Source organism: Micromonospora sp. NPDC023644 (assembly GCF_040640115.1).
Classification (GTDB): Bacteria; Actinomycetota; Actinomycetes; order Mycobacteriales; family Micromonosporaceae; genus Micromonospora.
In genome coordinates, this window is sequence record NZ_JBFABA010000002.1 from 160,588 (window position 1) to 182,380 (window position 21,793).

General features: G+C 72.3%; 9 protein-coding genes. 1 reads left to right on the forward strand and 8 read right to left on the reverse strand.

All coding sequences use genetic code 11. The annotated features are described in order from the left end of the window. Positions 1-387: 387 nt before the first annotated feature. Positions 388-2,391 (forward strand): endo-1,4-beta-xylanase, encoded by a 2,004-nt coding sequence (locus tag AB0G08_RS02215; protein WP_358081873.1) that lies wholly within the window; start codon positions 388-390, stop codon positions 2,389-2,391. A 224-nt stretch (positions 2,392-2,615) separates the two neighbouring features. Here AB0G08_RS02215 and AB0G08_RS02220 read toward each other — a convergent pair whose 3' ends face one another. The 8 genes from AB0G08_RS02220 to AB0G08_RS02255 all read right to left on the reverse strand — a co-directional run bounded on the left by AB0G08_RS02220 (position 2,616) and on the right by AB0G08_RS02255 (position 21,793). Next, positions 2,616-3,509: an SGNH/GDSL hydrolase family protein gene (locus AB0G08_RS02220; protein ID WP_358081876.1), complete on the reverse strand. Its 894-nt coding sequence runs from the start codon at positions 3,507-3,509 to the stop codon at positions 2,616-2,618. Positions 3,510-3,734: 225 nt separating this feature from the next. Beyond that, on the reverse strand, positions 3,735-4,250 hold the full coding sequence (locus tag AB0G08_RS02225; RefSeq protein ID WP_358081879.1) for a M23 family metallopeptidase: 516 nt from the start codon (positions 4,248-4,250) through the stop codon (positions 3,735-3,737). A 178-nt stretch (positions 4,251-4,428) separates the two neighbouring features. Then, complete coding sequence (locus tag AB0G08_RS02230; protein ID WP_358081881.1) at positions 4,429-5,076, reverse strand: hypothetical protein; 648 nt, start codon at positions 5,074-5,076, stop codon at positions 4,429-4,431. 292 nt (positions 5,077-5,368) lie between these two features. Continuing rightward, complete coding sequence (locus tag AB0G08_RS02235) at positions 5,369-7,642, reverse strand: penicillin acylase family protein (protein ID WP_358081883.1); 2,274 nt, start codon at positions 7,640-7,642, stop codon at positions 5,369-5,371. Positions 7,643-7,716: 74 nt separating this feature from the next. After that, on the reverse strand, positions 7,717-8,985 hold the full coding sequence (locus AB0G08_RS02240) for an MFS transporter (RefSeq protein WP_358081885.1): 1,269 nt from the start codon (positions 8,983-8,985) through the stop codon (positions 7,717-7,719). After that, positions 8,982-11,702, reverse strand: coding sequence for an amino acid adenylation domain-containing protein (locus tag AB0G08_RS02245; protein ID WP_358081888.1), 2,721 nt, complete (start codon positions 11,700-11,702; stop codon positions 8,982-8,984). Before AB0G08_RS02245 ends, AB0G08_RS02240 begins: the two co-directional genes overlap by 4 nt. A 34-nt stretch (positions 11,703-11,736) precedes the next feature. Beyond that, positions 11,737-18,423, reverse strand: a complete 6,687-nt coding sequence (locus tag AB0G08_RS02250; RefSeq protein WP_358081891.1) for an amino acid adenylation domain-containing protein — start codon at positions 18,421-18,423, stop codon at positions 11,737-11,739. A 10-nt stretch (positions 18,424-18,433) separates the two neighbouring features. Beyond that, positions 18,434-21,793, reverse strand: a complete 3,360-nt coding sequence (locus tag AB0G08_RS02255; RefSeq protein WP_358081894.1) for an AMP-binding protein — start codon at positions 21,791-21,793, stop codon at positions 18,434-18,436.

The window sequence follows — 21,793 nt, forward strand, 5'->3', positions numbered from 1 at the left end:
TTGGCTGCCATGCGACCGCCCTTCGTCCGGGTCCGGAACTTAGCACCGGCACGATATACGGATACGTAAATATCTGACAAGGTCGATCGCTGTCACCGGGCGGTGACAGCCCCGGCTCGCCGACGCCGCGGGCACGCGGACGGCGGCTCCTTCGAGCCCGTGGCGGGCGTCGCGGGGCGCGCCGCTCACCATGAGCGCTGGAGCGCCGCGTCCGCGATCCGTACCATCAGTCCTCGACAGCGGCGCCCGGCACGGGCGCCGCGAGCGGAGCGGGACCACCCACCACCGGCATGCGGGCTCATGCCGGTCGACCGGCGTGCGACCGTGTCCGCGAGAACCTCGCCCAGCGGTCCGCGCGCATCCACCCGTACCCGAAAGGACACCCCCATGCGCGCTCCCTGGACGCGCCGTCGCCGCCTTCTGCCGGGGCTGTTGGCCCTGGCCTGCCTCGCCACCGTCGCCGTGGCCGCCGCCGTTCCGCTGACCACCCCGCCCGCCCGCGCCGCCGATCCCGTCCTGGTGCTCGACGCCACCTTCGAGGACGGCACCACCCAGGGCTTCCGGGCCCGGGCCGGTGAGACCGTCGCGGTCAGCACCGCCGTCGCCCACGGCGGCACCCACAGCCTGCTCACCTCCGGCCGCACGGCGAGTTGGCAGGGCCCCGCCCTAGACCTGCTCGACGAGATGGTCAAGGGAACCCGCTACACGCTGGCGGTGTGGGTGCGGCTCGCCGCCGGCCAGTCGCCCGGCCAGGTCCGGCTCAGCGTGCAACGCGACTCCGGCGGCACCTCCGCCTACGACCAGGTGGTGGGTGACACCGCGGTCACCGCCGACGCCTGGGTCCGGCTCAGTGGCACGTACGTGCTCGCGCACGACGTGGACGGGCTGTCGGCGTACGTGGAGACCGCCAGCGGCACCGCCGACCTGCACCTCGACGACTTCACCATGGCGTACCAGCCGACCAAGCCCGTGCAGACCGACATCCCGGCCCTGCGCGAGGTGCTGGCCGCCGACTTCCCGATCGGGGCGGCGATCGGCAACCGGCAGATCATCGGCGACCAGGCGGTCCTGCTGCGCCGGCACTTCGGCACCGTGACACCCGGCAACGCGCTCAAGTGGGACGCCACCCAGCCGACCGAGGGCGCCTTCCGGTGGGCCGACGCCGACGCGCAGGTCGGTTTCGCCACCGACAACGGCCTGGCGGTACGCGGACACACCCTCGTCTGGCACCAGCAGACCCCGGCCTGGGTCTTCACCGACACCGACGGCACCCCGCTGACCTCGGACCCGGCCGACAAGGCCCTGCTGCTGTCCCGGCTGGAGGCGCACATCCGCGCGGTCGTCGGCCGGTACGGCGACGCGATCGGGGTGTGGGACGTCGCCAACGAGGTGATCGACGAGAACCAGGCCGACGGGCTGCGGCGCAGCCGCTGGTACGAGATCAGCGGACTGGACTACCTGCGGACGGCGTTCCGGGTGGCCCGGGAGGTCGCGCCGACGGCCAGGCTCTACATCAACGACTACAACACCAACGTGCCGGCCAAGCGCGACAAGCTGCGCGACCTGGTGAGTCGGCTGCGCGCCGAAGGGGTGCCGGTCGACGGCGTCGGGCACCAGATGCACGTCAACGTCCAGTGGCCCTCGATCGCCGAGACCGAGGCGATGCTCCGGGCGTTCGTCCCGCTCGGCGTGGAGCAGCAGGTCACCGAGATGGACGTCAGCATCTACGTGAACAACGACGAGTCCTTCCCCACCCCGCCGGCCGACCGGCTGCTGACCCAGGCGTACCGGTACCGGGACCTCTTCGCCCTCTACCGCCGCTACGCCGACGAACTGACCTCGGTGACCCTGTGGGGGCTGGCGGACGACGACACCTGGCTGGACACCTTCCCAGTGGCCCGCAAGGACGCGCCGCTGCTGTTCGACACGGAACTCCAGGCCAAGTCGGCGTACTGGGGGATCGTCGACCCGACCCGGATCGACCCGACCCCGACGCCGACGGTCTCCCCCACGGTCGGCCCGACCGTCTCCCCCACGGTTTCCCCGACGCCCACGCCGACCACGGGGCCGGACACCTGCCGGGCGGTGTACACCGTCACCAACCAGTGGCCGGGCGGCTTCCAGGCGAGCCTCAGGATCACCAACACCGGGGTACGGGCGCACCACGGCTGGACGGTGCGCTGGCGGTTCCCGGACGGGCAGGTGATCAGCCAGCTTTGGAACGGCACGGTTCGACAGGACGGCCCGGACGTGACGGTCGCCCCCACGTCCTGGAACTCCGCCCTGCCCGCCGGCGGGACGGTCGAGTTCGGCTTCCTCGGCAGTTGGCGCACGGGCAACGACCGTCCGGTCGGCTTCACCCTCGACGGGCTGGCCTGCACGACCGGCTGACCACGGGCCGCCGTACCGCCGAGGCGACCTGCCCGCCACCGGTCGGTGACCAGGCGCCGCACCGGCGCGACGTCCTGGTCGAGACCGTGGCAGGCCCTCGCGGCACCGGAGGCGTCAGCGGGGTGTGGTGGGCGGTGGCCGGGCCGGGCAGGCCCGGCCACCGCCGGCACGGTGGTCCGTGCCGGCGGTGGATGAGCCTGCTCCCCGCTGGCGGGGGCGGTCGGTCAGCTGTTCAGCTTGGCCAGCAGCGCGTTGGCCATGCCCTGCTCGCCCCTGGCGTTGGGGTGGAACGGGGCGGCGGCGTTCTGCGGGACCAGCCCTTCGACCCACCGGGTGCTGCTGCTCCTGCACGTGTCGTGGCCGACCGACGGGGCGTAGACGTCGGCGTAGGTGGCGTTGTTCGCGGCCGCGGTGTTCGCGAGCATCGTGTTCAGCGACCTCTGGACGCCGCGCAGGTACGGCACGTCCTGGTAGGCGATCGGGACCACCGGCCAGCAGCCGTAACCACTGTCCGGCAGGATCGCCGGGTACCCGAGCACCACGACCCGCGCGCCCGGGGCCGCCCGGCGGACCGCCTGCAGCACGGCGGTCACCTTCGGCGCGGTGGCGGCGATCCTGGCCTGCAACTGGTCGACGCCTCCGGCGGTGTACCGGTTCTTGCACGGGGAGCCGAGCGGGCTGCTCAGGCTCGCCTCCGCGCAGTCGCTGATGATGCCGGAGAAGCCGATGTCGTTGCCGCCGATCTGCACGGTGACCAGGCTCGTGTCCGGCGTGATCGCGTTGAGCTGCGGCGGCAGCGCGATGCCCAGTGCGCCGCTGCCGCCGACGAGGATGTCCTCGGTGGTGGCGCCGGAGCAGCTCACGTCGGCGAAGGACGACGAGCCGGCGGAGGCCGCGACCAACGACGGGTAGTTGCGGCTGGAGCGCAGGCAGTTCAGGTCGATCTGGGTGGGCACCAGCGGGGCGGAGGTGTACGAGTCACCGAGCGCGACGTAGCGCCCGGTGGGTGCGGCGGCGTTGGCCGGGGCGGCGAGGGCGAGCAGCACACCGGCGGTGGCCGCCGCGAACGCGGCCAGCCGGCTGGCCGCCCGCAGGAGTGGCAGGCGGGGACGGGTCACGGCAACTCCCAGAGGAAGGATCATGGGTGGGTGCCGTGATTCTGTCCGCGCCGTCGTCGGACGTCAATATCGACGGTCATTGTTGGCACGTGCCGCCCGAGTGGACGGCGGCAGGGGCCGGCGATCGACGCGCCGGTGATCCCGGCGGCCCGCCCGAGGTGAATCCCACGGTTCACCCGGGAGGGCCGCCGCTCCTGACCGGAACCGGCGCGGTCGATCAGTGGATCAGCAACCGGCGGTACGCGTGTAGTTCTGCGTCCCGAAGTAGAGCGCCAGGTTGCCGCTGAAGCGCACCATGATGTCGCTGCCGTTCAGGCGCTGCTCGTAGTGCAGGTGCGAGCCGTAGGAGCCGCCGCTGTTGCCCACGTACCCGATGGTGGTGCTGTACCCGACGGACTGGCCGACCGAGACGTTGAACCCGCTGAGGTGGGCGTAGTAGGTGGTGTACCCGTTGCCGTGGTTGATCCGCACGTACCGGCCGTAGCTGGTGTCACCGAGGTTGGCCACCACGTCCACCGTGCCCGGCGCGCTGGCCTTCACCGGATCGCCGTGGTCGTCGGCCCGGTTGAAGTCGATCGCGTACTGCGGGCTGTGCCCGGTGCGGGTCTCACCGGACCACGTCTGGTGGCACGGGAACGGCGTGCGGAACGACGGCGCGGCGGCGGCGGGTGACGCCGGCACCAGGAACGCGGCGATCGCCAGCACAGCGACGCCGAGGGAACTCGTCAGACGTGAACGCATCCGAACCTCCACGGTCATAACCTTCGATCTATATGCCGGATGATGTCAGAAACTTCCATCGATCGGAAGACCGCCACCGGGCTGACGGTGGCTGGCGCCGACAGCGCTGGATCGCACGAAGGTGAGAACCGGCCGAAGGAGAAGTGCGTACCCGGATAGAGCTTGAGCCGCCCGCCGACTAGTACTTCATCACGCAATAGACCACGGTGGGATTCGTGAATCGGTACCAGCGGTTCCATCTCTGGTCCCGCGTACAACTGTTTCCGTTGGTGGCGCCGGGCACGATGTCGATGATGTGGACGGTCCCCTTCGCCTTGCATTTCGGCGCGCCGACGATCCAGCCGTCGCCCGTCGGGAACCTGTAGCAGCGCAGACGCACCAGATGGCGCTCCAGGCAGAGCCGATAGCCGCGTTCGGTGAGGTACGCCGAACCGGGGTCGGCGCACTGCCCCTGGGAGTAGTCCACCGAGACGACCCGGTAGGTGCCGCTGCTGCCGTTGCAGTTGCCGATGCCCTGGAAGCTGCCCGCCACGCTGACGGCGATGCACTGCCCGATCCTCGCTGGCGGCGGGGGCGGAGCCGCCTCCGTCGTGGGGAGGATCGGCGGCGGTGAGTACGTCGGCTCGCGCGGAAGCTCCCTCGTCGTCCCGATCGGCTCGGGCAGGGGTCTCGCCGCGGGCTGGCCCTGCTCGCCGCTACTGGCCTTGATCAGGGCCACCCCGCCCAGTGCGACCCCGCAGACGCCGATCAGGCAGAGCGCCAGCACCGCGGCGACGACACCGATGATCAGGGGCGTGTTGCGCTTCGGCGGCGACAGCGGTGGCATCGGCGGTGGCGGTGGCGGCGACATCGGTGGTGGGGCCCCGAGTGCTGGTGGCGTGGAGGTCGGCTGGCCGGGCTCGCTCGGCGGCGGAGGCGACGTCACCCGCAGAGTGTCACACAGCCTCGCCCGGGAGCCCGCCCCACCGTCCTGTGTGGTGCGTCGCCAGCCGCACCCTCCGCACCCGGCGACCGCGCACGGGCGGTGCCAACTTCAGCTCGGGTAGCGGGCAGCCGCAACGGGCGGTCGGCCTCAGCCATGGACGGCCCGCCCCGGCTACCGCCGCCGGTGCGTGAGCTCATGCGCCGCGCCCGCGACGTGCACGATCCGACCGCCCCGCCGTCCGGGGCGCCAGGGTCAGGCGGCTACGCACCTCCGGCAGGCTGTCGAGGCGTACCTCGTACAGCCGCCCCTCGGCGTGCGCCGGCGTCTGATCTCCGTAATGGGGCGAGAGGGGATTGCCCGAGCTGCCGTGGCGGAGCACGTCGCGGATGCGGGTGCTGCCGGAGGGGCCGAACTCGACGACGAAGCGCCACGGCGCGCCCTCGACCACCTGGCCGTCGCGGTCGGGATACATCAGGCAGACGCTCTGCCCGCCACCGCCCACCGGGGTCGGGAGCGATCCGTACAGCGAACGCAGCGTCTCCGACGCCGCGGCCAGGGGGTGCTGGTCCGCGATCCGGTTCGACCTGCCGTAGCGCCAGGCGGTGGGGTCGTCGCCGAACCTGTCGGCGAGTCGACGCGCCGCCTCGGTGAGGGCGTCGGCGACGATGACCGGCAGTTCCTCCGTCTCGCCGAGCCGCCGGCGGGCGTCCACGTCCATCACCAGGTGGTCCACCTGAAGGGTGACGTCGGTCATGGCGTCGGCGACGGCCGCACCGAGCCGGCTGGTGATCCAGCGCTCGGTCAACACCCGGGCCAGCGCCCCGAAGACCAGAGGTGCGGCCTGGTCGACGTCGTCCCTGCCGTCCCAGGTGGCCAACGACTGGTGGCCGAACACGGCCAGCGGCGACTCCGGTGGATTCTCGTCGAGCGCCTTCAGCAGGGTGGGCAGGATGCGCCGTGCCCGGCCGTTGCGCAGGTCCATCTGCCACGCGCCGAAGTCGTCCGGACGGGCCGTCGGCAGCGCCGTCAACAGCTCTTCGATCCGGTCGGCCCGGTACGGTCCGCCCCAGTCGCTGCCCAGGTGCGGGGCGACCCCGTCGGGCAGGATCTGGTGGTTGGCGCTGACCACGAAGCCCCCGGGCGGATCGACGACCTCCGGCAGCTCGTCGAACGCGAGCGTGGTGGTCCAGCGAGCGGCCACCTCGGCCGCGCCGGCCGGGGCGAGGCCTTCCTGACGGTCCCGGCGGGGCACGATCCCGGCCGTCCGCAGCGCGACCACACCGTCGCGGGTCGCGACGACGAGGTTGAGCACGGGCACACCGAAACCCCGCAGGGTCTCGCGGAACGCCGGGTAGTCGTGCGCCCGCCACATCCGCTGGCAGCTCTCGGCCTCGGTGGACGGGTGCAGACCACTCCAGTAGAGGGCCACCGGCTCGACATCCGCACCGGGTGGGCCCGGCAGGTCGACGTATCCCGTCCCGCCCGCGGCGGTCACGGTGATCTCGTTCCCGCCGCGCACCCGGATGACGCTGGTCTGCGACCACCGTGGCTCTCCCGTCGGGTCCGTCCGCTCCCCCACGGCCAGGTCCTGGGTGTCGACGGTGGAGTTCGTCACCCCCCACGCGAGATCCGGGTTGGCGCCGATCACCAGTCCGGGCACGCCCGGCACCGTCACCCCGTACGCGCGTTCGCCGTCGAGGTCCAGTCCCAGCTGATACCAGAGGCTCGGCTGGGTGAACAGGATGTGCGGGTCGTTGGCCAGCGCGGCGAAGCCGGTGGCGGACCTGGCCGCGGACACCGCCCACGCATTCGAACCGCTCCCCTGCCGGCCCGCGAAGAGGTCGCCGAGGTGGGCGGCCCCGGCCGCGGAGAGCAGCGCGGTGTCGCCGCGCCGTGCCGCCGGCCCCGCCGGGGCGTCGGCCCTGATGGTGACGCTGCCGCCGGGTGGGTACTTCGGCGCCAGGAAGCTGCCGACGAGGTCCGGTCGCTCCGCCAGCAGCCGGCTGCGGAAGATCTCCTGTTGCAGGTTGCGGCCCAGGTGGAAACCGAGCTGCTTGACGATGGCCAGCGAGTCGCCGACCGACCACGGGCCCGGCCGGTACCGCACCAGGTGGAAGTCGAGCGGGAGCTGCCCGCGGCGCCGCATCCGGCGCACCGCGGTGTCGACCCCGTGGGCGAAGGCCGCGAGGTTGGCGCGGGCCGGCGGTGGGAGCAGGACCTCGCTCTGGTGGGCGGCCCGCTCGAAGGCGAGGGTACGGGCGAGGACGTCCGAACCGGCAGCGCGTTCGCCGAACACCTCCGCCAGTCGTCCGGTCGCCCGCCGGCGCAGGACGTCCATCTGCCACAGCCGGTCGTACGCCATCGCGACCCCGACGCCCACGTAGAGATCACGCTCGTCGCCCGCACGGATCCACGGGATGCCGCGTTCGTCGCGGTCGATGTCGACGGTCCCGTGCAGGGCCGCCATGGAAAGTACCCGGGTTCGCCGGAGCGCACGACTGCTCGGCCAGGCGGCCAGGCGCAGGATGCCCGCCGCGGCCCTCATGACGCCTTTTCGGTCTCCGGGAGCGTGTCATCGCGACTCAGGTCGGGGAGGCGCCGGCCGACCAGCAGGTAGATCGCGACGCTCACCAACGCCAGGGAGCCGATGGCGAGGAACATGGCTGGCCCGCCGAAGGACGCGAGGACGAGGCTGCCGAGGAACGGTCCGGTGAACCCGCCGACCTGCGCGAAGGTCTGTGCGCCGAAGTAGGCTCCGCGCCGGTCCTCGGGCGCGATGCGGTCGACGAGCGCGAACTCCGACGGCACGATCAGGGTCTCGGCGACGGTGAACACCACCATCGCCACGATGTAGTGCCACATCTGCTCGGAGATCGCGAAGCCGGCCATCCCGACGAAGGTGAGGATCCCACCGAGGGTGATGGCGTTCAGCGGGCTGTAGCGCTGCACGTAGCCGGCGGCGAAGAGCTGGAGGATGATCACCGCCACCGCGTTGGTGGTCATGACCGCGGCGAGCACCCGGGCGCTGTCGGCGAAGTCGATGACGAAGTTCTGGGCGAGCAGCACCGAGATCCTGCTGTGCACCGTCTCCAACAGGATCGCGCCGATGAGCAGGAGAAGCAGGCGGCGGTCCGACACCACCGCCCGGGCCGACTCGCCCAGTCCGCGGACGATGGCGCGGGTGCTGCGGCCGAGCGTCGCCAGCCCGCTGTTCCCGATGGACGGTCGTGGCAGTTGCCGCGTGGCCGTCCAGAGGACGGCGAGGTAGACCAGGTACACGGCGGCGGCGGCGGGGAAGGAGATCCGGGCGCCGGTGAACCCGAGGGCCACGCCGACCAGCGGACCGACGGCGTAGCCGGCGTTGATCGCGAGGTACTGGTAGGAGAACCACTTCACCCGCAGCGGGACGGGGAGCAGGTCGCTGATGAGTACCTTCGCGACCGGGCTGAAGGCACTGGTGGCGAACGCCATCGACGCGTTGAAGACGAACACCGTCACGGCGTCGCCCGCGAAGTAGAACCCGACGAAGCTGCCGATCACCACCAGTAGGCAGGAGAGCAGGACCCGGCGGCGTCCCACGATGTCGGAGAGCGCGCCGCCGAGGAACCCGCCGGAGATGCCGAAGAGCACGGAGGAGCCGATGACCAGGCCGACCGTCGAGACGGACAGGCCGAGTTCGTTGCGGAGGTAGATGGCGAGGAAGGGAATCGTCACGCCGTTGGCCAGGCTCATCACGCCGGAGCCGCCGACGAGGATCCTGGCCAGTCGCGGTGGGCGGAACGCTGCGCTCGCAGCCGGTTCCCGGGTCAACTCGGGTTTCCTTCCGTCTTGTCCTGCTGGCTCTGGAATTCGATCATTTCCTCGGCGACGGTTGCCGCCTCGGGGTCCCGCAGCATGCCCTCGTGGCTGGTGGCCACCACCGTCTCGGTCAGGTTCGGCAGCACCAGGTGCCAGCCCTCGGTGTGCCCGTCGTCGTCGTGGGACCTCTCCAGGCCCGCCACCAGCAGCAGTGCGGGCACGGCCAGGGCAGGCGCGGGCTCCGCCATGATCCGTCCCATCGTCCGGTAGTCCTCGAAGGCGGGGGCGAGCTCGCCGATCGTGGCAGCCAGCGCGGGCGCCGCGGTGGAGGCGGCCCAACGCAGGAGCTCCGCGTCGGCCAACCCGGCCGCGGACTGCGGGGAGAGCTCGCGCCACCGGCGGGTGTGCTCGGGAAACGCGAGGGCGACGTCGGAGAGGAAGGCGACCAGCTGCGTCCGGTGGTCCTCGGAGAGGCGCTGGTGGAGACACCGTGGGCTCGGCGCGTCGAGCAGGGTGATGCTGCGCACCTGGCGGCCGGCCGCCCGCATCGCGTGGGCGAGGTGCAGTGCCATCGCCCCACCCAGGGAATGTCCGACGAGGTGGACCCCGGGATCGGCGACGGGCAGCAGCTCGGCCAGGCAGGCCTGCGCGGCGACGGCGGCGGACGGCGTGCCGTCCTGCGCCCGGAGGAGGTCGCGGGTGTGCAGGGCGTAGAACGGGCGGTCCCGGACGTGCGTCGACAGCCGCGCCATCGAGGCGCCGATCCCGAAGACGCCGGGCAGCGCCGCCACGGGCGCCCCGCCCGCCGTGGAGTCGCCCAGCGGCAACAGGCCGACCGGGCGGCGGGCCGCCGCACCCTGTCCGGCCTGCCGGGCCCGACGGACCGCGTCCGCCACCGCTCGTATCGTCGGCGCCTTCAGGAAGTCGCGCAGCGGGACGACGACACCGGTCTGTCGGCGTACGGCGGCGAGCAGGCGGGTCGCCAGCAGGGAGTTCCCGCCCTGCCGGAAGAAGTCGGTGTCTGGTTCGACCTCGGTGCCGGGCAGCAGTTCGGCCAGGATCGCCAGCAGGGACCGCGTGACGTCGTCGACGCCTGCGGGCAGGTGTGGCGTCCGGACGGGGCCCGAGTCGGGCAGGGCTGCCCGGTCGAGTTTGCCGTTGGCGGTGCGCGGCAGCGCGTCGACGAGGATGAACGCGGACGGAACGGCATACCCCGGAAGCCGACCCTCCATCCAGGAGCGCAGCTGCGCCGGAGCGGCGCCACCGTCACCGACGACGTACGCCACCAGCCGCGTGCCCGTGCCGGGTGCGGTGTGCGGCACCACCGCGGCCTGCCGCACACCGGGCAGGGCGACCAGGGCGGCGTGCACCTCCCCCAACTCCAGGCGGTAGCCGCGGATCTTGACCTGGTCGTCGTTGCGCCCGTGGTACTCGTACTCGCCGGAGGGCGTCCGCCGGGCGAGGTCCCCGGAGCGGTAGCCGCGTGCGGGCCGGCCCTGCGCGTCGGTGACGGTGATGAACCGCTGCGCGGTGAGTTCCGGTTGCCCCAGGTAACCGAGGGCCACGCCCGCGCCCGTGACGATGATCTGCCCGATCTCGCCGTCGGCGACCGGCTGGTCGTCCTCGTCCCACAACAGGAAGTCGAGGTCGGGCAGCGGAGCGCCGATCAGGCTGGTCGTGGCGGCAACGTCGGAGGCGAGGATCCGGCGGTACGACGCGTGGACGGTGGTCTCGGTGATCCCGTACATGTTGACCAGTTCGGGCGCGGCGTCGCCGTACTTGGCGACCCAGGGCCGCAGGTCTGCAAACCGGAGCGCCTCACCGCCGAAGACCACCCACCTCAGCGGCAGCCGGTCGTCGTACTCGTCCTCCTGGGCCGCCAGCGAGCTGAAGGCGGTGGGCGTCTGGCTGAGCATCGTGACCCGCTCCGCCCGCAGCAGGCGCCGCAGGGCGACCGGGTCCCGCATGACCTCGGCCTCGACGACGACCACACACCCGCCGGTGAGCAACGCCCCCCACATCTCCCACACCGAGAAGTCGAAGGCGAACGAGTGCGCCATGGTCCACACGTCCCCGGGCCCGAACCCGAACAGTGGCTGCGTGGCGCCGACCAGGCGCAGGACGTTGGCGTGCGAGACCTCGATCCCCTTGGGACGGCCGGTCGTGCCCGAGGTATGGATGACGTACGCCCGGTCGGTGGGCGCGATCGGGCGGACCGGTGCGGCGGGCAGGTCCGGCTGCTCCTCGCCGCCGTCCGACGCGTCGAGCAGGACAGCCGCGACCGTCGCGGGCAGGGAGTCGACCAACGTACCCGTGGTGATCACCAAAGACGGCGCCGCGTCACCGACGATCATGCCGGTACGGACGGCGGGCGCCTCCGGATCGAGCGGCAGGTACGCGGCACCCGTGCGGAGCACCGCCAGCGCCGCCACGATCATCCGCGCCGAGCGCGGCAGCAGCACGCCGACCGGCTGGTTGGGCGACGCGACCGTCGCGATCCGGCCGGCCAGGGCCCGGGAGGCGATGGCCAGCTCCCGGTACGTCAGGGCCTGCCGGTCGCAGCGGACGGCGACCCGGTCCGGGTGCCGACCGGCGACCTCGTCGAAGGCGGCGACCAGGTTGTCGGCGGTGACCGTCGCGGTGTCGGCCCGGCCGACCGCCGGTACGGACACGTCGCGGCGTCCGGCGAGCCGCCGACGCAGCCGTAGCGCGCGATCGGTCGACGTCATGAGCGGTTCTCCCCAGGTCTCGGATCGCCGGTTCTCACAGGGCGAGCACCAGCGGGACGATCAGCCCGGCCGCTTCGACCCGCGACACGTACGCGCCCCAGTGCGGGGAGTCGATGAGCGTCGCCGTCGCGCGGTGGTCGATCTCCAGGGACTGGCCGCTCACCTCCCGCCAGATCTCCCCGAGCGCCCCGCGGTCCCCGTCGTCGACGAGCGTCGCCTCCTCCACCGGCCGGTCCGGGCTGCCCAGGAAGAACCTCAGCAGCCGGTCGGCCGCCCCGGCCAGCCGGTCGACGGCCTCCGGGGTGAACAGCGACCGGTCGTACTCGATGGTCAGCCCGATCCGGTCCGCGTCGGTGAAGTGCAGCAACAGGTCGAAGCGACTCGTCTGCGCGCCCAGCTGGGTCACGGTCGTGTCCAGGCCCGGCAACGCGGCGACGCCGCGCATCGACCGGGCGACGGAGACCACGACCTGGACCAGAGGGCTGACTCCGGGTCGACGGGGTGCCCCCACGAGGTCCACGATCCTCTGCAACGGCAGGCTCTGGTGATCCAGGGCGTTCAGGGCGCTGTCCCGGACCGCTGCGATGACGGCCCGCGCGCTGTGCTCCGGGTCGACCTGGTAGCGGAACGGCACGGTGTTGGCGAAGAAGCCGACGAGGTCCTTCGTCTCCGCCGGGTGCCGACCGGCGACGGCCGCACCGATCACCACGTCCGACTGCTGGGCGAGCTTGGCCATCAGCACCGCGCTGACGGCGTGCACGACCATGAAGAGGGTCACGTGGTGTTGCTGCGCGAACGCCCTCACCTCGGCGGAGAAGGCCTCGTCCCACTCCCCGCGGCGCTGGCCCGCGGCCCGCGCACGGTCCTCGGTCCGCTCCAGGTCGGTCGCGAGGGCGAGCTCCCCGTCGTAGCCCTTCAGGTAGGACCGCCAGAAGTCGCCATCGCGTCGGGCCGGCGCCGATTCGAGGTAGTCCCGCTGCCAGCGGGAGTAGTCGCCGTACTGGATCGGGAGCGGGGCCAGGTCCGCCTCCCGTCCCGCCCGGTGTGCCGCGTACGACTCCGCGATCTCCCGCAGGATCACCTCGTTGGACCAGCCGTCGGTGACCACGTGGTGGCTCGTCCATTCGAGCACGTGGTCCCGGTCGGAGAAGCGGTACAGGGTGGCCTGGGTCAGCACACCACCGAGGTCGATGCGCCGCGTCGCCCGCTGCCGGACGTACTCCAGCATCGCCTCGGTGTCCCCCTGCGCGACCCCCGCGTCAGTGGCCTCCCGCACCCGCAGGCGCGGCTTCGCCTCGGGATCCACGACCAGCAACGGCACACCGTCGCGTTCGACGACCCGGCTGGACAACACCTCGTGCCGCGCGACGAGGCGGTCGACGGCCACTCGCAGCGCCGTCACGTCGAGTTCGCCATGCAGGTGCAGGAGGTAACCGTCGGTGTAGGCGCCGTCGGAGTCGAGCTGGTCGAGGTACCAGAGGCTCGACTGCGCCATGGACAGCGGGAACTCCCGCAGGCCGGCGGGCCTCGCCGGGATCGGCACCTCCGCCTCCCGGTCGTCCGTCAGCGCTGCCTCGACCCGGGCGGCGAAGCCCCGCAGCGTCGGGTTCTCGAACAGCTCCCGGATCGGCAGGCGGACCCCGAGACGGTCCCCCAGCCGGGCGAGGACCTGCGTCGCGTGCAGGGAGTGGCCGCCCAGGTCGAAGAAGCTGACCTGGGGCCCGGGCCTGCGCCCCGACAGCACGGAGGCCCAGATCTCGGCGACGACCTCCTCCATCGAGGTCATCGGGGCGGAGCCCTCCCCGGTCGGTTCGTCGACCGGGGACAGGGCTGTCGCCGCCAGCGACCGGGTGTCGACCTTGCCGTGACTCGTACGCGGCAACTCATCGAGGCGGACGAGGAAGTCCGGGATGGCGTTGCGGGGCAGGACCTGGCTGAGCGCGGAGCGGACCTCCTCGGGCCGCAGGTCCCGGCGGACCAGGGAGCCCTCGGTCGAACCGCCGGCGCCGCCGGAGACCACCTCCGGTACGAAGAATCCGGCGAGCTGCTTGCCGCCGTCGTCGGACTGCCGGACGATCACCACGCTCTCCTGGACGCCCTCGACACCGGCGAGGGCGCGGTTGACCTCGTCCAGTTCGACCCGGTTCCCTCTGATCTTGAGCTGGTTGTCGATCCGGCCGAGGAACTCCAGCGAGCCGTCCGCCAGCCGGCGGCCGCGGTCGCCGGTGCGGTACATGACGCCGTCCCCGTCGACGGCGAACGGGTCGCCGACGAAGACCGCGGCGGTCCGGTCGGGGTCGTTGACGTAGCCGCCGCCGACGCAGATGCCGCCGGCGTACAGCTCCCCCGGCGTGCCGGTGGGCACCGGCTCCCGGCCGCCGTCCAACACGTACAGGGCGGTGTTGCGCACGGGCCGTCCGAGGGGGACGGAGGCGGCCCGCTCGTCGACGTCCGCCGAGACGAGGTGGTGCAGGACGTCGTCGGACGTCTCGGTCGTCCCCCACATGTTCAGCAGCCCCACCCCGGGGAGCAGCCGGCGGAACGCGTTGGCGGACTGCGGGGTCAGCGTCTCCGCCTGCGAGGCGACCCAGCGCAGGCGGAACGGCGGGAACGCGTCGAGGCCGTAGAACGCGAGTTCGGCGCACATGATGTTGAGCACGGAGGGCGTCACCTCCAGCACGGTGACCCCGTCCTCGGCGACGGCCCGCAGCAGCGACGCCGCGTCCTGACCGATCTCGTCCGGGTAGATCACGGTCGTGGCACCGACGGCGAGTGGCGCGAGGAACTGCCAGACGGAGATGTCGAAGGTGGCGGCGGCGTCCTGGGCCAGCCGGTCGCCGGGCCGCAGGTCCAGTTGCTGGATCTTGGCGTCGAGGTGGTTGAGCATGCCGTCGTGCCGGATCAGGGCACCCTTGGGGTCGCCCGTGGAGCCCGAGGTGAAGAGGATGTACGCACTGTCCCGACCGCTCGGTGCGGGGCCGAGCGCGACCGGGGCGCCAGGTGCGGCGAGGACGTCGGCCAGGTCGACCAGCTCGAGGTCACCGATCGCGGCCAACGCGGCGCGGTGCGTCTCGTCGCACACCACCAGCCTCGCCTCCGCCCGCCCGACCATGCGGGCGACGCGTGCGGCCGGCCCCTGCGGCAGCGGCAGGTACACCGCGCCGAGGCGGAGGATGGCGAGGGTGACGACGAGGTAGTCGATGTTCCGGCCGCTGGCCAGGCCGACCACGGTGCCGTGACCCACCTGCCGCGCACGCAACCATCCGGCCACCCGCTCGACCTGTGCGGCGAGCTCCCGGTAGGTGATCTCGCGGCCGCGGCAGATGGCGGCCACCTCGTCGGGGAACGTCTGCACCGAAAGGGCCAGCCGTTCGAGGAAGCCCGTCGCCGTCGCCGGCTCGACCGGCCCGCGGGAGATCGCCAGCAACGCCCGGTACCGCTGCTCACCGAGCAGCGCGACCTGCGTCGGCTCGTCGTCCGGCTGGTCGACGACGCTCGTCAGCGCCCGCAGGAAGATGTCCGCCACGTCGTGGAGCTGGTCCTCCGAGATCCGCTCCATGTTCGCCTCGAGGTCGAGCGTGAGCAGTCGACTGAACGGATCCTTGTTGAACTCGGCCCGCAGGGTGAAGTTCGTCTGGATGTAGCCGAATCCGTCCACCACCTCGATGCCCGTGGCATGGGCGAGCCGTTCGTAGCCGTGGAAGTGGGTGTAGTTGAACATGATGTCGGTCAGCTCGGGCACGCCGGCGAGTCGGAGCATCTCGGCGTGCGGGAAGCGCCGCACCGGCAGCAGCTCCCGCTCCTTGTCGCTGGTCGCCGCGATCAGGTCGCGCCAGGTGCGACCCCGCGGCCGGAGCCGGAAGGGTACGAGGTTGAGGTGCAGGCCGATGACCTCGGTGCCGCCCTCCTCCTCGACCCGCCCGTTGGCGGCGACGCCGAGCACGACGTCGTCGCGTCCCGTGAGCACCATCACCACCCGGGCCTGGACGGCCATCACCACGTGTTTGACCGACACCCCGCAGGCGGCGGCGAGCTGGTGCAGGCGGTCGGAGAGTTCCGCCGGGAGGTCCACGCTGAGGAAGCCCATCCGTCCCTCATGGACGTCGCCGGAGCCCCGGGCCAGGCGGGGCAGCAGGCTCGGCTCGACGTCGGCCAGTTCCTGTCGCCAGAACTCCCGGACCGCCTCGTCGCGGAGCACGGCCTGTTCCTTGGCGATGAAGTCGGCGTACCGGCGCACGGGCAGGGCACGGTCGTGCGACGCGATGCCCTGCAGGTCCTGCCAGTAGTCGACGAGGATCTCCGCGAGCAGTGAGGTCTCGCTCCATCCGTCGAACATCGTGTCGTGGAAGCTCATGGAGAACATGAACTCGTCCGGGCCGAGCAGGTGCGCCGTGAACCGGACCAGTGGCGGCTGCGCCCAGTCGTACGGGTTGCTCATCTCCCGACGTCGCCAGGCCTCGAACTCGGCCAGCTGCCGGTCCTCGTCGAACCGGCTCAGGTCCGTCACGCTCAGCGGGGTGCGGGCCTGCGCGTGGACGACCTGGAGCGGCTGCGAGAAGCCGGACAGGTGGAACGACGTCCGCAGGATCTCGTGGCGCTCGGTCACCCGCGCGAGCGCGCGGCTCATGGCGTCGTGGTCGAACCTGGCGCGCAACCGGAACATGAAGATGTCGCAGTACATGTTGACGCCTTCGGCGTACGCGCTGTGGAACAGCACGCCGGCCTGGAGGGTGGCCACCGGGTAGGCGTCCACCGTGCCGGCCGGCAGGTGCGCCCGGTCCGCCGGATCGATGAGGCTGAACGGCTCGACCGGCGGGTCGACCGACTCGTCCGTGGTGACCGCGTTGGCGGCCAGCGCACGCGGCGTCTTCAGCTCGTAGATGTCGGCCAGGTCCAGCGCCATCCCGCGGTTCGCCGCGGCCGCCCGCAGCTGCACCGCGATGATGGAGTCCCCGCCGATGCCGAAGAAGGAGTCGTCGGGTCCCACCCCCTCGACGCCGAGCACCTCCTCGAACAGCGCGCAGATCGCCCGCTCCACGGCCGCCGACGAGGCGTCGGCGACCTCCTCCGTGGCCATCGGCGCCCGGAGCTGGTTGGCCGCGGTCGGTGCGGGCAGGAGCGTGAAGTCGACCTTCCCGTTGGCGTTGACGGGAATCTCCGGCACCGGGACGACGAACGCCGGAAGCATGTACGACGGCAGGCTCGCCCGCAGCAGTTCCGGAATCTCCCCCAGCTCGCAGCCGGGGTCGTGGGTCACGTACGCGACGATCTGCGTCCGGTTGTTGCCGGTGCCCGACGCCGCCGGCCGCCCGGCCCGGACGAGGCTGCGGACCGAGGAGATCCGCCCGGACACCGCTTCCTCCTTCACCACCGGATTGCGCTGCGGCCGCGCCCGACGGACGGTCACCGCGACCTGCCCGACGCCGGGTACCGCGGTCAGCGCCGCGTGGATCTCCCCGAGCTCGACCCGGTGCCCACGGATCTTGACCTGGTCGTCGGCCCGCCCCAGGTACTCGTACTCCCCGGCGGGAGTCAGGCGCGCGAGGTCACCGGACCGGTATCCCCGCACGGGCCTGCCGTCGACGGTCAGGTCGAGGAACCGCTCGGCGGTCGTTGCGGGCTGGCCCAGGTATCCGGTGGCCACCCCTGCTCCGGTCACGACGATCTCACCGGTCTGGCCCGGGGCCACCGGCCGGCCCTGCTCGTCCCAGAGCAAGAAACCGAGATCCGACAGCGGACGACCGATGAGGCTGGCCGTGCTCGTCAGGTCGGCCTCCAGGACCCTGCGGTACGAGGAGTGGACCGTCGTCTCCGTGATGCCGTACATGTTGACCAGCTGCGGCTGCTGGTCGCCGTACCTGCCCACCCAGGGCCGGAGGTCACCGAAGCGCAGCGCCTCACCGCCGAAGACCACCCACTTCAGCGGCAGCCTGTCGGGCTGGGTGACCTCGTGCGCGACCAGGCTGTTGAAGGCGGTGGGCGTCTGGCTGAGCATCGTCACCTGTTCCTCGGCGAGCAACGCCCGGAAGGCCACCGGGTCCCGTGCGACGTCCTGTCCCACGACGACCAGCCGGCCACCGGACAGCAGCGCCCCCCACATCTCCCAGACGGAGAAGTCGAAGGCGAACGAGTGGAACATCGTCCAGACGTCCCCGGCGCCGAAGCCGAACTGCGGCTGGGTGACCCGGATCAGGCGCAACACGTTGCCGTGGCTGACCTCCACGCCCTTCGGCCGCCCGGTGGTGCCCGAGGTGTAGATCACGTAGGCGCGGGTGTCCCACGCCGCGGGGCACCGCCCGTCGGTGTCGTCGCTGCGGTCCTCCGCGACGTCCCGCGGCCCCATCACCGGGGTGTCCGGCGACAGCAGTTCCGCCAGCTCGGGGGTCGTCAACACCACCGAGGGCGCCGCGTCCGCCACGATCAGCCTCAGCCGAGCGGCGGGAGTGGACGGATCGACCGGCACGTACGCCGCGCCCACCCGCAGCACGGCCAGGCTCGCGATCACCATGTCCACCGAGCGCGGCAGGAGCAGCAGCACCGGACGGGACGGGTCGTCGACCCGCGCCCTGATCGCCGCGGCGAGCGCCGTCGACCGGGCGGCCACCTCGGCGTACGACATCCGCCGGTCTCCGCAGCACACCGCGACGCTGTCCGGGTGACGTCGGACGACCTCGTCGAACGACTCCACCAGATTACCGACGGCAACATCGGAAGCAGTCATCATTTCCGCCTTAGCTGAGTCGAACCGTGTCGTGAGCGAGTGGTGCGGACGGCCGTCGGACCAGCCGGGCGAGACTCTCGGAGAACCGCCGACACACCTCGGCCGCCACCTGCGGGGACACGAGGTTGCGTTGATGGACGAGGCGGAACGCGAGCCCGTCCGCGTCGAGGGCGCCGTAGAGGCTCGTCGCGAAGGCGGCGTCCACGGGCGGCAGGTCGAACGTCTCGACGTCGTGCGACCCGATCCGTCGCCGCCGGCGGCTCCAGGGCACGGACAGTCCCACGTCGCTGCCGGCCACCGGCTGCTGAAGCGTCAACGTCGCCTGGAAGAGCGGATTCTGGCCGTGCCGATCGGCGGCGAGTGCCCGGACCAGGTCGCTGAAGGGAACGTCCGCGGTCGACAGTGCCGCCCGCAGTTCCCGCCACAGGCGTTCCTCGAAAGTGGACGGGTCGGGCCGGTCGGTCAGGTCGCCGAGGATGGGCACCATGTTGACCAGGTAGCCGACGGTGCCGGCGAAGCGCTGGTCGGTGCGCCCGTGATGCGGCGCGCCGATGACGATCCGCGGCTCGCCGGTCACCTGGTGCAGGGCTTCGGCGTAGGCGGTCAGCAGGGAGACGAAGGGGGTGAAGCCGCGCCGCGCGGCGTGCCGGTGGAGGAGCCGTACGACCTCCGGGTCGACCTCGAAGTCGATGCAGCCGGCCCGGTGCCGCTCCGGGTCCGGTCGTCGTCGTGGAGACCCGGCGCCGGCGGGTCGCTCCGGAAAGAGGACGAGGTCACGCAGTGGTCGCCACTTCTGCGCCAGGGTCGTGACGCGGTCCCGCCAGTCGGGGTCGAGTCGCGCCTGCTGCTGCAGCCGGGCCCAGTCGGTGGCGTCCGCCGCGCCCGGTCCCGGCGTGGCCGGCGGGGCGTCGCCGCCCGTGATCCGGGGCAGGATCTCGGCGAGCAGGAGCTGGAGCGACCAGTGGTCGACGACCGCGTGATGACACGCCACGAGAAGCACCGTGCCGTCCGGCGGGTACGCCACCCCGGCCCGCACCAACGGGCCCTTCACCAGGTCGAAGGGGCGGTGGGCCCGCTCGTGCAGGTAGGCCCGTACCGCCTCGTCGGGACCGTCCGGGAAGGCCCGGCACTCCCATTCGACCGTGCCCCGGTCATGGACGGTCTGCACGCCGGAGCCGAGCGGTCCGAGCGTCGTGCGCAGCGCGGGGTGCCGGGCGACGGCCGTGTCGATCGCGGCACGCAGCAGTTCCTCCTCCACGCGGCCGGAGACGCGCAGGGCGATCGCGAGGTTGTTCGCCCGGTTGCCGCGGGACACCTCGTCGTAGAAGTGCAGCTCGACCTGGCCGGCCGAGGCGGGGCCCACCGCGCCGGTCCGCTCCGGCAGCGGGGCGGCGGCCGGGCCGGGCTCCGCGGCGGCGGCGACCAGCTCGGCGACCGACCGGTCGCCGAAGAACAGCTCGGTGTCCAGGGTGCCGTTCACCAGCCGCTCGACCGCCGCCTTGAGTTCGATCAGTCGCAGCGAAGAGAGTCCCAGCGCCGCCAGCGGCAGCGATCGGTCCAACTCGGCCCCGCCGAGGTTCGCGTACCGCCGGACGAGCTGTTCCACGGCAGTGGACCGGTCGCCGGGGTGGGCGTCGGCGGCGGCCCGCTCGGGCGCCACGGGCGCGGCCGCCGGCACGACGAGCTTGAGCCGTCCGCCGACGAACAGCTCCCTGGTGGCACGCCGGCGGATCTTCCCGCTGGAGGTCTTCGGTATCGCGCCGGGCACGACGACGACCACGTCGTCGAGGTCCAACCCGCACCCGGTGGCCACCCGGCGCCGCAGCCCGTCGGTCAGCGACGTGAGCAGCGCGGGGTCCGCGCGCAGCCGCATCAGCCCGCTGCGGGAGGCCTCGACCACCAGCGCCACCCGCTGGTCACCGGTCTCCGGTTGGAACGCCGCGGCACCGCCCTGGCGCAGGTGCTCGTCGCCCGCGGTGGCGACCGTCTCGATGTCGTGCGGGTGGTGGTTGCGGCCCGCCCGGATGATCAGATCCTTCTGGCGCCCCGCGACGTAGAGTTCGCCGTCGTACATCGCGCCGAGGTCCCCGGTACGCAGGAATGTCCCCGGCTGGCCGCCGACGGTGGCGGCGAACGTCGCGGCCGAGTCGGACCTGCCCCAGTATCCGGCGGCCACCCCGCCGGATCGCACGCAGATCTCGCCGACCTCGCCCGCGGCGCAGGGTTCGCCGTCCGCGCGGCGCACGGCGACCGTCGTGCCCGGTGGCGGGGTGCCGCAGGAGACCAGCGTGACCGGATCCGTCCCGGCCGCTCCGGTCGCCTCGGCCAGCCGGCCCGTTTCGAGAGCGTCCCGGTCGAAGGTGCCGGCGCGGTAGCCGGTCGACGCCTCGGGGCCGCTGACGAAGAGCGTCGCCTCCGCCAGGCCGTAGCACGGATAGAAGGCTCGACGGTCGAACCCGAGCGGCGCGTACGCGGCGGAGAACGCGTCCATCGTCCGCCTGTTGACCGGCTCCGCGCCGTTGAACGCGATCCGCCACGAGCTGAGGTCGACCCCGTCGAGCTGCCCGGCGTCGAAGCGGTCCGCCAGGAGCTGGTAGGCGAAGTTGGGTCCACCGGAACAGGTCGCCTTGAAACGGGACACCTCCGCCGGCCACCGCAACGGATCCCGGACGAACGCGAACGTGTCGAGCAGGATCGCCGGTACGCCCACGAACAGCGGCAGCAACGTGGTGCCGATGAGGCCCATGTCGTGGTACATCGGCAGCCAGCTGAGCACCACGTCGTCACTGTCGATCCCGAAGCCGGCCGCGATGGCCTTGTGGTTGTCGGTGAGGTTGCCGTGGCCGACCATGACGCCCTTGGGATCGCCCGTCGATCCGGAGGTGTACTGGAGGAAGGCGAGGTCGCCCCGCCCCGGCCGGTGGGGCCCCACCGGGGCGGCTTGCGCCCGCACCGCCTCGATCGGGTGCACCGCCGGTCCGTCCGGCTCGGCCGCCAGCCCCGACAGCGGTTCGACCAGCTTCGCGGTGGTCAGCGCGTGGGTGGCTCCGCAGTCGCGCACGACGGAGGTGACGCGGTCGAGGCGTGCGTTGGGGCCCGGCGGGTAGAGCGGCACCGCGACCACGTTGGCGTAGAGGCAGCCGAGGAAGGCGGTGACGTAGTCGAGGCCGGGTGGGAAGAGCAGCAGCGCCCGGTCGCCCGGCTCGGCGATCGACCGCAGGTGGCCGGCCACGGTACGGGCGCCCTCGTCGAGCTGCCCGTACGTGGTGCTGGTCGCCGTCCCGGCGCTGTCGACGAAGGTCAGGGCGTGGTCGTCCGCCCGGGTGTCCGCCCAGGCCGACAGGGCCGCGATGAGCGAGGTGTGCGTCAT